The 13,031-nt window shown below is 72.8% G+C and carries 12 protein-coding genes and 1 pseudogene; 8 read left to right on the top strand and 5 right to left on the bottom strand.

Annotation, left to right across the window (positions count from 1 at the left end; genetic code table 11):
* Window positions 1-15: 15 nt before the first annotated feature.
* From IF88_RS0120040 to IF88_RS0120055, 4 genes and pseudogenes are all read left to right on the top strand, one after another.
* A pseudogene (locus IF88_RS0120040) lies at window positions 16-1,395 on the top strand (APC family permease); the annotation flags it as partial.
* An 846-nt stretch (window positions 1,396-2,241) separates the two neighbouring features.
* Window positions 2,242-3,456 (top strand): exodeoxyribonuclease VII large subunit, encoded by a 1,215-nt coding sequence (gene xseA, locus IF88_RS0120045; protein WP_030713876.1) that lies wholly within the window; start codon window positions 2,242-2,244, stop codon window positions 3,454-3,456.
* A 110-nt stretch (window positions 3,457-3,566) separates the two neighbouring features.
* Window positions 3,567-3,785, top strand: coding sequence for an exodeoxyribonuclease VII small subunit (locus tag IF88_RS0120050; protein WP_030713879.1), 219 nt, complete (start codon window positions 3,567-3,569; stop codon window positions 3,783-3,785).
* Window positions 3,786-3,882: 97 nt separating this feature from the next.
* Entirely contained in the window at window positions 3,883-4,473 is a 591-nt protein-coding gene (locus IF88_RS0120055; protein ID WP_030713882.1) for a malonic semialdehyde reductase, read from the top strand.
* A 671-nt stretch (window positions 4,474-5,144) separates the two neighbouring features.
* On the opposite strand, the gene IF88_RS0120060 is transcribed toward IF88_RS0120055, so the two are convergent.
* On the bottom strand, window positions 5,145-5,663 hold the full coding sequence (locus tag IF88_RS0120060; RefSeq protein ID WP_234323619.1) for a DUF4245 domain-containing protein: 519 nt from the start codon (window positions 5,661-5,663) through the stop codon (window positions 5,145-5,147).
* 238 nt (window positions 5,664-5,901) lie between these two features.
* Between IF88_RS0120060 and glpX the strand changes: the two genes are divergently transcribed.
* On the top strand, window positions 5,902-6,933 hold the full coding sequence (glpX, locus tag IF88_RS0120065; RefSeq protein ID WP_030713888.1) for a class II fructose-bisphosphatase: 1,032 nt from the start codon (window positions 5,902-5,904) through the stop codon (window positions 6,931-6,933).
* A gap of 131 nt (window positions 6,934-7,064) precedes the next feature.
* Here glpX and IF88_RS0120070 read toward each other — a convergent pair whose 3' ends face one another.
* Both IF88_RS0120070 and IF88_RS0120075 read right to left on the bottom strand, forming a co-directional pair.
* A complete protein-coding gene (locus IF88_RS0120070) occupies window positions 7,065-7,433 on the bottom strand; it encodes a WhiB family transcriptional regulator (protein ID WP_030713891.1) in 369 nt (122 codons plus the stop codon).
* 135 nt (window positions 7,434-7,568) lie between these two features.
* Window positions 7,569-8,234, bottom strand: a complete 666-nt coding sequence (locus IF88_RS0120075) for a DUF1707 SHOCT-like domain-containing protein (protein ID WP_030713895.1) — start codon at window positions 8,232-8,234, stop codon at window positions 7,569-7,571.
* Between the two features lie 148 nt (window positions 8,235-8,382).
* Here IF88_RS0120075 and IF88_RS0120080 point away from each other — a divergent pair, with 148 nt between their 5' ends.
* Together IF88_RS0120080 and IF88_RS0120085 are read left to right on the top strand one after the other, a co-directional pair.
* The gene (locus IF88_RS0120080; RefSeq protein WP_030713898.1) at window positions 8,383-10,047 is read left to right on the top strand and encodes a fumarate hydratase; all 1,665 of its coding nucleotides are present in this window, start codon (window positions 8,383-8,385) and stop codon (window positions 10,045-10,047) included.
* A 135-nt stretch (window positions 10,048-10,182) separates the two neighbouring features.
* Window positions 10,183-10,803: a hypothetical protein gene (locus tag IF88_RS0120085; protein WP_030713900.1), complete on the top strand. Its 621-nt coding sequence runs from the start codon at window positions 10,183-10,185 to the stop codon at window positions 10,801-10,803.
* Here IF88_RS0120085 and IF88_RS0120090 read toward each other — a convergent pair.
* Complete coding sequence (locus tag IF88_RS0120090; protein WP_030713903.1) at window positions 10,766-11,161, bottom strand: hypothetical protein; 396 nt, start codon at window positions 11,159-11,161, stop codon at window positions 10,766-10,768. The genes IF88_RS0120085 and IF88_RS0120090 overlap by 38 nt on opposite strands.
* Window positions 11,162-11,223: 62 nt before the next feature.
* On the opposite strand from IF88_RS0120090, the gene IF88_RS0120095 reads away from it, so the two are divergent.
* Window positions 11,224-11,985, top strand: coding sequence for a glycerophosphodiester phosphodiesterase family protein (locus IF88_RS0120095; RefSeq protein ID WP_107050584.1), 762 nt, complete (start codon window positions 11,224-11,226; stop codon window positions 11,983-11,985).
* 45 nt (window positions 11,986-12,030) lie between these two features.
* On the opposite strand, the gene IF88_RS42215 is transcribed toward IF88_RS0120095, so the two are convergent.
* On the bottom strand, window positions 12,031-13,008 hold the full coding sequence (locus tag IF88_RS42215; RefSeq protein ID WP_051837204.1) for a hypothetical protein: 978 nt from the start codon (window positions 13,006-13,008) through the stop codon (window positions 12,031-12,033).
* Between the last annotated feature and the right edge of the window lie 23 nt (window positions 13,009-13,031).

Raw genomic sequence — 13,031 nt, forward strand, 5'->3', positions numbered from 1 at the left:
TCCCCCGGAGGGCCGATGGTGTCGGGTACGGATCCCAGTACGGCGCCGCCGGTACCGGAGCGGGCCCCCGGCGGACCGCTGCGGCGGAGCCTCGGATTCCGGGACCTGGTCGTCTACGGGCTGCTCTTCATCGCCCCCATGGCCCCCGTCGGGGTCTTCGGCACCCTGGACGCCAAGTCGCACGGCGCCGTCGCGCTCGTCTACCTCGCCGCGACCGTCGCGATGGCCTTCACGGCCTTCTCGTACGCCCAGATGGTGCGGGTGGCCCCGCAGGCCGGCTCGGTCTTCACCTACGCCCGCAAGGGCCTGGGCGAGGGGCCGGGGCTGATCGCCGGATGGATGGCGATGCTCGACTACCTGCTGATCCCGGCGGTCGCGTACCTCTTCTCGGGGATCGCGATGAACGCGCTGGTGCCGGACGTCTCCCGGTGGGTGTGGACGGCCCTGGCCGTCGTGGTCACCACCCTGCTCAACCTGTGGGGCGTACGGGCGGCCGCGCGCGTGGGCTTCGCCGTGCTGGCCCTGGAGATCCTCGTCCTGCTCGTCTTCCTGGTCACCGCGGTGACCGTGCTGGTCCAGGGCGGGGCGCGGCGGGGCTGGCTGTCCCCGCTGACCGGCGACGGCTCGCTCGGCTTCAGTACGGCCGCGGTGCTGGGCGCGGTGTCGGTGGCGGTCCTGTCCTACCTCGGCTTCGACGCCATCGCCTCCTTCGCCGAGGAGGTGACGGGGGGCTCGGAGCGGGTGGCGCGGGCGGTGCTCTTCTGCCTGGCGCTGGCGGGGCTGCTGTTCATCGCCCAGAGCTATCTGGCGGCGCTGCTCATGCCCGTCTCCGCGGCGGAGCTCGCGGCCGATCCGGGACACCAGGGCCCGGCCTTCTACAACGCGGTGGAGTCCTCGGTCGGCACCTGGCTGCACGACCTGGTGGCGGCCGGCAAGGCGATCGGGGCGGCCTTCGCGGCGCTGGCGGGGCAGGCGGCGGCCGGGCGGCTGGTGTTCGCGATGGCCCGGGAGCGGCGGCTGCCCCGGGTGCTCGCGCGGACCTCGGACGGCACCCCGCGGCTCGCCCTGCTGGTGGCGGCCGCCGTCACGCTGGTCGCCGCCGTGTGGGCGGCCCGGCGCGACGACGGGCTGGACCACCTGGTGTCCGTCGTGGACGTCGGGGCGCTGGTGGCCTTCACGCTGCTGCACGCGTCGGTGGTGGGGTGGTTCGTGGTGAAGCGGCGGGAGGGCCCGCCGGTGTGGTGGAAGCACATGGTCATGCCGGTGCTCGGCGCGGCGGTGACCGTCGCGGTGATCGTGGAGGCCTCCTGGACGGCGCAGGTGGTGGGCGCGGTGTGGCTGGCGGTGGGCCTGGGCGTGCTCCTCGCCCAGCACGGCCGACGGGGCGGGCCGAACGGGCGGGGCGGGCCTGGCAGGCCTGGCGGACCGGGCGAGCCGGGCAGGCCAGGCAGGCCGGGCGGGCCAGGCGAGCCGGGCAGGCCAGGCAGGCCGGGCGAGCCGGGCAGGCCAGGCAGGCCAGGCGAGCCGGGCAGGCCGGGCGAGCCGGGCAGGCCAGGCAGGCCAGGCGGACCGGGCGGGCCGGGCAGGCCAGGCAAGCCAGGCGGACCAGGCGAGCCGGGCAGGCCAGGCAGGCCGGGCGAGCCGGGCAGGCCGGGCGAGCCAGGCGAGCCGGGCAGGCCGGGCGAGCCAGGCGAGCCGGGCAGGCCAGGCAGGCCAGGCGAGCCGGGCAGGCCAGGCAGGCCAGGCGAGCCGGGCAGGCCAGGCAGGCCAGGCGAGCCGGGCAGGCCGGGCGAGCCGGGCAGGCCAGGCGGACCGGGCGGGGCGGGCAGGCCAGGCAGGCCGGGAGGGGCGAACGGACCGGGTGGGCCGGACGGGCCGGGCACCTAACGCGCACCCGGACGTACCCGTCTCACCGGGCGCTCACGCGCACCCGGCGGCTCAAACACGCTTGGCCCTTCGCGCACCCGGCGCACCGGCACGCCCGGCGCTTGCGCGCACCCGAGGCCCCGCTCGGATCTTGTAGGCCGAGCCCACGCTGTCCGGTGCCATGCATCGCGGGCCGGGGGGCACCCGGCCCGCACCCGGCGGACCCGGCACGCCCGGCGCCTTGCGCGCACCCGGCGGCTCAAGCGCACTCGGTGCCCCAAGGGCACCCGGCGGGCCGGGGATTCCGCGGCTCCGGGGCCCGACACCCGACCCGGGGCCTGAGACGCTGTCAGCGGCGCCCGTTAGCCTGCGTGCATGGGTCTGAATACGTCGGCCGAGGCGCCGCTGCCGGTAGGCCAGGTGTCGCGGCTCATCGGGGGCTGGATCGAGCGGCTCGGTCAGGTGTGGGTGGAGGGGCAGATCACGCAGCTCTCGCGGCGGCCGGGGGCGGGGGTGGTCTTCCTGACGCTGCGCGACCCCTCGCACGACATCTCGGTCAGCGTGACCTGCTTCCGCCAGGTCTTCGACGAGGTCGCGGACGTGGTCTCGGAGGGTGCGCGGGTCGTCCTGCTGGCCAAGCCCGAGTGGTACGCCCCGCGCGGGCAGCTGTCCCTGCGGGCCACGGAGATACGGCCCGTCGGCATCGGGGAGCTCCTCGCCCGCCTGGAGCGGCTCAAGCGGTCGCTGGCCTCCGAGGGGCTCTTCGCGCTGGAGCGCAAGAAGCCGCTGCCCTTCCTGCCGCAGCTGATCGGGCTGGTGGTCGGCCGCGCCTCAGCCGCCGAGCGCGACGTACTGGAGAACGCCCGCCGCCGATGGCCCGCCGTCCGCTTCGAAGTGCGGAACGTGGCCGTCCAGGGCGTCCACGCGGTGCCGCAGGTGGTCCGGGCGGTCAAGGAGCTCGACGCCCTGGACGAGGTCGACGTGATCATCGTGGCGCGCGGCGGCGGCAGCGTGGAGGACCTGCTGCCCTTCTCCGACGAAGAGGTCGTGCGCGCCGTCGCGGCGGCCCGCACGCCCGTGGTCTCGGCGATCGGCCACGAGCCGGACTCCCCGCTGCTGGACCTGGTCGCGGACGTTCGGGCCTCCACGCCCACGGACGCGGCGAAGAAGGTGGTCCCGGACGTGGGCGAGGAGCTGGAGCGCGTACGCCAGCTGCAGGCCCGGGGGCTGCGCGCGGTGACCGGGCTGCTCGACCGGGAGGAGCGGGGGCTCGCGCACGCCCTCGCCCGGCCGGTCTTCGTCCACCCGCAGCGGATGGTGGAGATCCGGGAGGACGAGCTGGACGCGCTGCTGGCGCGCGGCCGGCGCACGCTCGGGCACCTGCTGGACCGGGCCGACTCTGAGCTCGCCCACACCCTCGCCCGGGTGGTGGCGCTGTCCCCGGCCGCGACCCTGGAGCGCGGGTACGCCGTACTGCAGCGGGCCGACGGCCATGTGGTGCGTTCGCCGCAGGAGCTCGCGGCGGACGAGGTGCTGCGCGCACGGGTGGCGGAGGGCACCTTCTCCGTACGGGTCGCCCCGGCCGAGTAATCCGTACGGGTCGCCCCGGCCGAGTAAGGGGCGGCGGGCAGCGGCACCCGGAAACACGACACACGGCCGCAACCAACTGGTTGCACTACACACATAGGGTGGAAAAGGGAATGACAGAGGCCGAGACCGCGCTGGGATACGAGCAGGCCCGCGACGAGCTCATCGAGGTCGTCCGCAAGCTGGAGGCGGGAGGGACCTCGCTCGAGGACTCGCTGGCTCTCTGGGAGCGCGGCGAGGAGCTGGCGAAGGTCTGCCGGCACTGGCTGGAGGGCGCCCGGGCCCGGCTGGACTCGGCGCTGGCGGCGCGCGAGCCGGCCGAGGAGGAGTGATCCGGATCACCCTCAGGGTGATTTAGTTGAAAATTCATCTACTTGGGCCGTAGAGTCAGGGACATCGCTTCACCTCCGTATGGAAGAAGGCTTTCCGATGTCTCTCGTTCTTGACTCCGCCGCGCAGGACCTGCTGTTCCGCGAGGCCCGCACGGCCAACTCGTTCTCGGACGAGCCGGTCACCGAGGAGCAGGTCCAGGCGATCTACGACCTGGTGAAGTTCGGCCCCACCGCGTTCAACCAGACGCCGCTGCGCATCACGCTGGTCCGCTCCCCCGAGGCCCGCGAGCGCCTCGTGAAGCACATGGCCGAGGGCAACGCGGCGAAGACCGCCACCGCGCCGCTGGTCGCGATCCTCTCCGCGGACAACGAGTTCCACGAGGAGCTCCCGCAGCTGCTGCCGCACTTCCCGCAGGCCAAGGACCTCTTCTTCGCCGAGCGCCCGGTCCGCGAGCAGTCCGCGCTACTGAACGCCGCCCTGCAGGCCGCGTACTTCATCGTCGGCGTCCGCGCCGCCGGTCTGGCCGCGGGCCCGATGACCGGCGCCGACTTCGCCGGCATCCAGAAGGAGTTCCTGGACGCCGACCACACCCCGCTGATGGTCGTCAACATCGGCAAGCCGGGCGAGGACGCCGGGTTCCCGCGCTCCCCGCGCCTGTCGTTCGACGAGGTCGTCACCACCGTCTGACACGGCCGTAGCCGTAGTACGCGAGAAGGGCCGTGCCCCCGGGGGCACGGCCCTTCAGCTGCGCCGCCCGGCCGGGACTCCGCCCCGCACCCCGCGCCTCAAACGCCGGCGGGGCTGAATTGTGCGGCGGGGCCGGATGGTGGGCGGAGGCCGGAGTAGCGCGGCGCAGCTGGACGGCGCGGCCCAAAGACCGGGGCTCCGCCCCGCACCCCGCTCCTCAAACGCCGGAGGGGCTGGTTTGTGCGGCGGAGGCCGGATTGTGCGGCGCAGCTAGAGGGTGCGGCGCAAAGATCGGGGCTCCGCCCCGGACACCGCGCCTCAAACGCCGGCGGGGCTGAATTTGCGCGGCGAGGCCGAGGGATCGGGGCAGCCGGGCCGGTTGGGACGGGGGCGGGTGTGTGCCGGGGTGATCCCCGCAGGGTGCCGAACACAACGAGGCTGCGCTCTCCGACCCCTCGACACGTTCGGCGCCCGAGGAGACGCCCCGGCGCGCGCCCGCCCCCGGCACAACCGGCCCCCACCCCACCCCGCCCAAGCGGCGCAGCCAACCCGCACAACCGCCCCCGTCCCCCGTACCGGCATTTCCGCCCCGCCGGCGATTGAGGCGCGGGGCACGGCGCCGAAACCGGCGGCACGGGCCGAAACCGGCGGCACGGGCCGAGAGCGGCGGGCTAGGCGCCCTGTTTGAACTCCAGGGTCGCCGCCATCGCGCCCAGCTGTTCGAAGGAGGCCGTTCCCGTCACCACCGTGACGTGGCCCTGCTCCCGGCGGACGAGCGCGTCGTACTTCTCGCCGTCCCAGCGCTCCCAGGCCGTGTCGCCGACCTGCTGCGTCTGGCCGGTGGCCGTCGCCCTCTGGGTGACCCGGGCCAGGTACTTGGGCGAGGTGTCCGTGGACTGCTCCACCGCCACGTACTGCTTCTCCGGGTCGAGGAAGCCCAGGTGCCAGGCGTTGGCGTTCTTGCGCTCGTACGTCACCGACGTCGCCCGCCACTGCTCCGGGAGCCCCACGGGGGCCGCCACCGGATACGGGGCCGCGCGCCGGGCCGTGATCGTCTCCACCCGGTAGTCGACCGCGTGCGTCGGATCGGCCTCGTCGTCATGGGGGACGAAGAGGTAGATCCCGGCGACGACGACGCCGATCACGCTCAGCGACCGGACCATGTCCCAGACCGTCTGCTTGCCTTTCATACCTGCCACGGCACCATCGTCCCGCATCGCGAGGGGGCGATCACCGCCGGGGTCGCGCGGGCGCGCCGGACGGCGGACGCTTGAGGTTCCACCCGGGACCCGCAAGATGTCCGCTCAGGCCAAAGGCCTGACCGATATTCCGCTCATACGTGACCCGCCCTGCTCAATATGTCGACGTACCGATAGAGTTCCAGCACCCTCCCTTCCCGGCCGTCGCCGTACAGAAAGGTGCGCTCCGATGACCGAGCACAACCTGCCGCCCCAGCTCGAAGTCTCTCCGGAGGCCCCCGACCGCAACCTCGCCCTGGAACTCGTCCGGGTCACCGAGGCCGCCGCCATGGCCGCGGGCCGGTGGGTCGGGCGCGGCGACAAGCTCGGCGCCGACGGCGCCGCGGTCAACGCGATGCGGACCCTGATCTCCACCGTCTCGATGAACGGCGTCGTCGTCATCGGCGAGGGCGAGAAGGACGAAGCCCCGATGCTCTTCAACGGCGAGCGCGTCGGCGACGGCACCGGTGCCGAGGTCGACATCGCCGTGGACCCGATCGACGGCACCACCCTGAACGCCAAGGGCATGCCGAACGCCATCGCGGTGCTCGCCGCCGCCGACCGCGGCACCATGTTCGACCCGTCCGCGGTCTTCTACATGGAGAAGCTGGTCGCCGGCCCCGAGGCCGCCGATTTCGTCGACATCAACGCCCCCGTCTCGGTGAACATCCGCCGCGTCGCCAAGGCCAAGAACATGGCCGTCGAGGACGTCACCGTCATCATCCTGGACCGCCCCCGCCACGAGGGCATCGTCAAGGAGATCCGCGAGACGGGCGCCCGGATCAAGTTCATCTCGGACGGCGACGTCGCGGGCTCGGTCATGGCGGTGCGCGAGGGCACCGGCGTGGACCTGCTCCTCGGCATCGGCGGCACCCCCGAGGGCATCATCTCGGCCTGCGCCATCAAGTGCCTCGGCGGCACCATCCAGGGCAAGCTGTGGCCGAAGGACGAGGCCGAGCGCCAGAAGGCCCTCGACGCGGGCCACGACCTGGACCGGGTCCTGCACACCAACGACCTGGTCTCCGGCGACAACGTCTTCTTCGTCGCCACCGGCATCACCGACGGCGAGCTGCTGCGCGGCGTCCACTACCGCTCGGAGACCGCGACGACGTCCTCGCTGGTCATGCGCTCGAAGTCGGGCACGATCCGGCAGATCGACTCCACGCACCGGCTGTCGAAGCTGCGCGCGTACAGCGCGATCGACTTCGACCGCGCGCAGTAGGAGAGCAGTACGACAGCAGTAGGACACCAGCGCGCGTCCACATCGAGAGGGGCGGTCACCGTGTGCGGCGGTGACCGCCCCTCTCGCTGTGCCCGAGCGGCTCGTACGGGGGCCGCGCGCGCCCCGGGCTCCTAGCCCGCGGCCGCGACGGGCCCGGCCGCCGGGGCCTGGCGCAGCTCGGCCGACCTGCGGCGCATGCGGGCCAGGACCACCCGGCGCTCGGCGGCGGTGAGGCCGCCCCAGACCCCGTACGGCTCGGGCTGGAGGAGTGCGTGCTCCCGGCAGGCGACCATGACCGGGCAGCGGGCACAGACGCGTTTGGCGGCCTCCTCGCGGGAGAGCCGGGCGGCCGTGGGCTCCTTGGAGGGCGCGAAGAACAGTCCCGCCTCGTCCCGGCGGCACACCGCCTCCGCGTGCCATGGGCCGTCCTCAGCCCTCGCCGGCACCCGCGGCTTCGGCACGGCGGCAACCTTCAGGGACTGATGCGGCGGATGCGGCACGGTCTACTCCTGACGACGGGTACGCGAGCGAGAGACGATGCACCTGTCCCTACCCGCTGCACGCGCCCCTATGCACCGGGTGCCACCGGGCGCCGGGGGTTCGTCCGAAACGCGCCCCTCGGCCGTGAGCGGCTTTCAGCCGTCCCGGCGCTCGCGCAGTTTGCGGGCCAGATCGACCAGGCGGGCCCCCGGTTTGGGCCGCGCCTCGATGTTGCCGAGCAGGGCGAAGCCCCGGACGATCACCACCGGCGCCTGCGGGTCGCTCTCCCCGCGGCCCTCGCCGCGTACCTCGAAGTTGCCGAGGACCCCGCTGCCGTAGCCGCGCAGGGTGACGTTCTCGGGGACCAGGACCTCGACGTTGCCGAGGACGGAGGTCACGTTGACCTCGGTGACCTGCTGCTCGAAGACGGCCTCGGTCAGGTCGATGGTGATGTCGCCCATCACCGAGACCGCGCGGGTGTGCGCGCCCGGCCGCCAGCGGCCCTTGCGGGCGGAGCTGCTGCACACGGCGACGATCGTCTCGGCGGGGGCGCCGGCCGGCGGCGTGGGGCCCGCTTGCGCGAACGGGGCGTGGGCGCCGCCGGGTGCGGGCAGATCCCGTACGAGGCCTTCCAGCTCGCCGACCGTCTTGAGGGCGTACAGCGAGTCCAGGCGCTCGGAGTGCTCGTCGGAGGTCAGCCGGCCTTCGGCGAGGGCATCGCCGAGGATCTGCGCGATCCGGTCCCGGTCGGCGTCGGAGGCGCGCAGCTCGGCGGGAGAGGCTGCGGCTGCGGGGGCGGCGGGGTGCTTTTCCAGGTCCACGGACCCAGCATAGCGAGACACGATAGATCGCGATACTACCGAGTGAGCCTTACCTCACAGACACGTCCCCCGCGGAAGGTCCTACGCTGGTGAACTGCGCTGCCAATTGGTCGTCAGCGCTGTCTGCCGAGTGAGGATTGGCCACACGATGCCGGAGTTCGCGTACACCGACCTGCTGCCCCTGGGCGAGGACACCACCCCCTACCGGCTGGTGACCGCCGAGGGCGTGTCCACCTTCGAGGCGGACGGCCGTACGTTCCTCAAGGTCGAGCCCGAGGCGCTGCGCAAGCTGGCCGAAGAGGCCATCCACGACATCCAGCACTTCCTGCGCCCCGCGCACCTCGCGCAGCTGCGCCGGATCATCGACGACCCCGAGGCCTCCTCGAACGACAAGTTCGTGGCCCTGGACCTGCTGAAGAACGCGAACATCGCGGCGGCCGGCGTCCTGCCGATGTGCCAGGACACGGGCACGGCGATCGTGATGGGCAAGCGCGGCCAGAACGTGCTGACCGAGGGTGGCGACGAGGCGGCGCTGTCGCGCGGCATCTACGACGCGTACACCCGCCTGAACCTGCGCTACTCGCAGATGGCCCCGATCACCATGTGGGAGGAGAAGAACACCGGCTCGAACCTGCCCGCGCAGATCGAGCTGTACGCCACCGACGGCGGCGCGTACAAGTTCCTCTTCATGGCCAAGGGCGGCGGCTCGGCCAACAAGTCCTTCCTCTACCAGGAGACCAAGGCGGTCCTCAACGAGGCCTCCATGATGAAGTTCCTGGAGGAGAAGATCCGCTCGCTCGGTACGGCGGCCTGCCCGCCCTACCACCTGGCGATCGTGGTCGGCGGCACCTCCGCCGAGCACGCCCTGAAGACCGCGAAGTACGCCTCCGCGCACTACCTGGACGAGCTGCCGACCGAGGGCTCCGCCACGGGCCACGGCTTCCGTGACCTCGGCCTGGAGGAGAAGGTCTTCGAGCTCACCCAGAAGATCGGCATCGGCGCGCAGTTCGGCGGCAAGTACTTCTGCCACGACGTCCGCGTGGTCCGCCTCCCGCGCCACGGCGCCTCGCTGCCCGTCGCGATCGCCGTGTCCTGCTCGGCCGACCGCCAGGCGACCGCGAAGATCACCGCCGAGGGCGTCTTCCTGGAGCAGCTGGAGACGGACCCGGCGCGCTTCCTGCCGGACACGACCGACGCGCACCTGGCCGAGTCCGCGGACGTGGTCTCCATCGACCTGAACCAGCCGATGGACGACATCCTGGCGACGCTGACCAAGCACCCGGTGAAGACCCGCCTGTCCCTGACCGGCCCGCTGGTCGTGGCGCGCGACATCGCGCACGCCAAGATCAAGGAGCTGCTGGACTCGGGCGCGCCGATGCCGCAGTACCTGAAGGACCACCCGGTCTACTACGCCGGCCCCGCGAAGACCCCCGAGGGCTACGCCTCCGGCTCCTTCGGCCCGACCACGGCCGGCCGCATGGACTCGTACGTCGAGCAGTTCCAGGCGGCGGGCGGCTCCAAGGTCATGCTGGCCAAGGGCAACCGCTCCCAGCAGGTGACGGACGCGTGCGGTGCGCACGGCGGCTTCTACCTGGGCTCGATCGGCGGCCCGGCGGCGCGCCTGGCCCAGGACTGCATCAAGAAGGTCGAGGTCCTGGAGTACGAGGAGCTCGGCATGGAGGCGGTCTGGAAGATCGAGGTGGAGGACTTCCCGGCCTTCATCGTGGTCGACGACAAGGGCAACGACTTCTTCCAGAACCCGGCGCCGGAGCCGACGTTCACCCACATCCCGGTCCGCGGACCGGGTCTGTAGCGCGACGGTCCGAGGGCCCCTCCCCCGTTCGGGGGAGGGGCCCTCGGGCATGTCCGCCCATCGGCAGATGGCAGGCCGGCGGGCCCCGGCGAGGCTGTTCTCGTACCCAAAAGCCCCGAAGCAACGGGAGTTCGCATGAAGAACCGCACCCGCACCCGCGCGCTCGTCCTCGCCGGTACCGCCGCCGCCCTCGTGGCCACGCTGGTCGCGGCGGCCCCCGCCCCGGCGGCGCCGGCCGCGCCGGCCGCATCGAGGCTCGCCTCCGTGCACGGGGGCGGCACGATCCTCTACCCGTACGCCGCCCAGGACGACATCCGCTTCACCGTCGACGCCGAGTCGACCCCGTGGACCAGGCCGCTCCCGATCCCGCGGGGCGAGAAGGGCCTGCCGACGGACGCGCGCGGCCGGGTGACCATCTCCCACTACTTCACGGAGTCCGGCTTCACCGGCACCGCCGAGGCGGAGGTGGACTGCCTGGTCACGGGCGGCAGGACCGCCACCCTCACCGCCGTGGTCACCACCTCGAACGTCGGCTGGGACGGCAAGCGGATCGGCATCAGCGTCCAGGACGGCGAACGCGGCGCTCCCGACCGGGTGGGCTTCTCCTGGGGCATCGCCAATGTCGACGTGAAACCGGACGGCACGGTCACCGAGGGCACGGTGGGCACCTGCATGGCCCCGGCCCCCTTCACCGAGGTCACCAAGGGCGGCTTCAAGGTCACCCCCGCCCCCCTGTCCCCGCAACCGCAGCCGTAGGACGAGGCGGCGGACCCGTCAGGTACCGGGCCTCGACGGGGGTGGCCCGGTACCCCGTCTTCCGCGCGGCCACCACCTCGGCGACGCTCAGCCCGTACACCCGGCGCAGCAGCGCGACCGGCACCCCGTCGGGCCTGCCGACCGGCAGGTGGACCGTGCCCTCCCGGGCCACGATGCGCTCCCGGACCCGCGGCGGCGGTACGCCCCGGCCGTCGTCGCAGGCGTAGACCTCGTACCGCGGACAGTGCTCGAACCCCTCCCAGCGCAGCTCACCGTCCCGGATGAACTGCCAGTCCTCCTGGACGCACTCCTCGCACGGTGCGCAGTGCAACGTCAGGTACATCTGCTGTTCGGCCATCCGGGCAGGATCCGGTACCGGGGCGTCCCACGCATCCGGATAACGTCTGGGGCATGACGCAGATGCACCTCCGCACCGACCGTGCCGTTCGCGTGGTCGCCCATCGTGGGGCCTCCCACGAGCACCCCGAGCACACTCTCGCCGCGTACCGGCAGGCCATCGCCGACGGGGCCGACGCGCTGGAGTGCGATGTGCGGCTCACCGCCGATCAGCGGCTGGTGTGCGTGCACGACCGGCGCGTCGAGCGGACCTCCGACGGGCGGGGGGTCGTCTCCGCGCTGACGTACGAGGAGCTGTGCGGCCTCGACTTCGGCGGGTGGAAGGGCGAGGAGCACCGCGGGGCCCGGGTGCTGCTCTTCGAGGACCTGCTCCGGGAGGCGCTGGCCGCGCCGCGTCCCGTCGGGCTGGCCGTCGAGACCAAGCACCCGACCCGCGCGGGCGGCCGGCTGGAGGCCGAGCTGGTGCGGATGCTCCGTCAGTACGGGCTCGCCGACGGGTCCGCCGGGCTGGTCGAGGTGATGAGCTTCTCCCGCAACGCGCTGACCCGGATGCACCGGCTCGCGCCCGGCCTGACCTCGGTCTACCTGATCGAGCGGCGGCTGCGCCCGGTGCGGCCCCCGTACGCGACGCACGCGGGCCCGGGCATCGACCTCGTACGCCGGGATCCGGGGCTGGTGGCCCGGCTGAAGGCCAAGGGGCTGTCGGTGCGGGTGTGGACCGTGGACGAGCCGGAGGACGTGGAACTGTGCCTGCGGCTCGGGGTGGACACGCTGATCACCAACCGGCCGCGCGAGGTGCGCGCACAGCTGGAGGCGGCCCGCTGACCTCCGGCCCGGCTCCGCGGGTGCGGGAGCCGGGCCGGGCCCCGGTCAGGAGGCGCCCTGGGCCTTGCTCAGAGCGGTCTGCTTCGCCTTCTTGATCGTGCCCATCTCGGTCGCCTTGGCGTCGATCATCCTCTGCTGGATCTGCGCCTCGGCCGAGTGCCAGACGTCGACCAGCTTCGTCTTGTTCTTGCAGGCCACGTCCGCACTGGCGACGGCGATCTCCTCGGCGGAGACCGTCGGCACGGCGAACTTCGGGTCGTCGTTGGCCTGCATCGGGTCCTTGTAGGAGTACCCCTTGCCCTTCATGCAGGCGGACCAGGACGCGAAGGCCTTGGTGACCCGGGGGTCCTTCAGGGACTCCTTGAAGGACTGGCCGTTGATGTCCTGGGCGAGGTCCGCGTACAGCTTCTCGCTGCCCCCGGTCAGGGTGCGCGCGGACTCGGCGATGCAGCCGCCCGGCGGGACGTCCTTGCCCTGGACCTGGCTCGGCGCCGCCTGCTTGGCCTTGGCGTTGTCGCCGACGTCCTTGGTGGTGCCGGTCATCGCGAGCCACTCCGCGTCGCTCAGCACGGGCTCGACCGCCCCGGACGGGGCCGGGCCGTCGGCTGCGGCCGCGGACGCGCCGCCCGCCTTGGCCGTGCGCGCGGAGGCCGCGAACTCCGGCTTGTAACCGGATCGGGCCGCCTGGGCGGCGTCCACGGTGCCGTAGCGCAGGTCGGTGAAGGTCTCGCGCGGGTCGGCCGGCGCCTGCTCGGGCGCCTGGAACGCGGCGAAGCCGAGGCCCTGCATGCACTTCTGCTGGAGCTGCCCGCCGGCCTGACTCAATTTCGCGAACTCGGCCGGCGTCGGCAGGTACTGCTCGATGGGCAGTGTGCGGACCTGGGCGGAACCGGCGATCGCCGTCGCGTCGGCACCAGCGGTGGCGCCGGCGTCCGTACCGGCGGAGGCGGCGTAGCCCGCCATCACGGATCCGGAAGCCACGGCCATCGCGAGGAGGGAAATACGGGTGCGCTTCTTGTTCATTTCGCTCATCATTCCCATGGCTC

Origin of the sequence: Streptomyces sp. NRRL F-2580 (assembly GCF_000720115.1) — a bacterium.
Taxonomy (GTDB): Bacteria; Actinomycetota; Actinomycetes; order Streptomycetales; family Streptomycetaceae; genus Streptomyces.

Excerpts from the sequence above, each read along its gene's own strand:
- IF88_RS42215 (WP_051837204.1), bottom strand. The coding sequence starts at position 13,008 with ATGAACAAGAAGCGCACCCGTATTTCCCTCCTCGCGATGGCCGTGGCT.
- IF88_RS0120090 (WP_030713903.1), bottom strand. The coding sequence starts at position 11,161 with ATGGCCGAACAGCAGATGTACCTGACGTTGCACTGCGCACCGTGCGAG.
- IF88_RS0120080 (WP_030713898.1), top strand. The coding sequence starts at position 8,383 with ATGCCGGAGTTCGCGTACACCGACCTGCTGCCCCTGGGCGAGGACACC.
- IF88_RS0120095 (WP_107050584.1), top strand. The coding sequence starts at position 11,224 with ATGCACCTCCGCACCGACCGTGCCGTTCGCGTGGTCGCCCATCGTGGG.
- IF88_RS0120050 (WP_030713879.1), top strand. The coding sequence starts at position 3,567 with ATGACAGAGGCCGAGACCGCGCTGGGATACGAGCAGGCCCGCGACGAG.
- glpX (WP_030713888.1), top strand. The coding sequence starts at position 5,902 with ATGACCGAGCACAACCTGCCGCCCCAGCTCGAAGTCTCTCCGGAGGCC.
- IF88_RS0120060 (WP_234323619.1), bottom strand. The coding sequence starts at position 5,663 with ATGAAAGGCAAGCAGACGGTCTGGGACATGGTCCGGTCGCTGAGCGTG.
- IF88_RS0120055 (WP_030713882.1), top strand. The coding sequence starts at position 3,883 with ATGTCTCTCGTTCTTGACTCCGCCGCGCAGGACCTGCTGTTCCGCGAG.
- xseA (WP_030713876.1), top strand. The coding sequence starts at position 2,242 with ATGGGTCTGAATACGTCGGCCGAGGCGCCGCTGCCGGTAGGCCAGGTG.
- IF88_RS0120085 (WP_030713900.1), top strand. The coding sequence starts at position 10,183 with ATGAAGAACCGCACCCGCACCCGCGCGCTCGTCCTCGCCGGTACCGCC.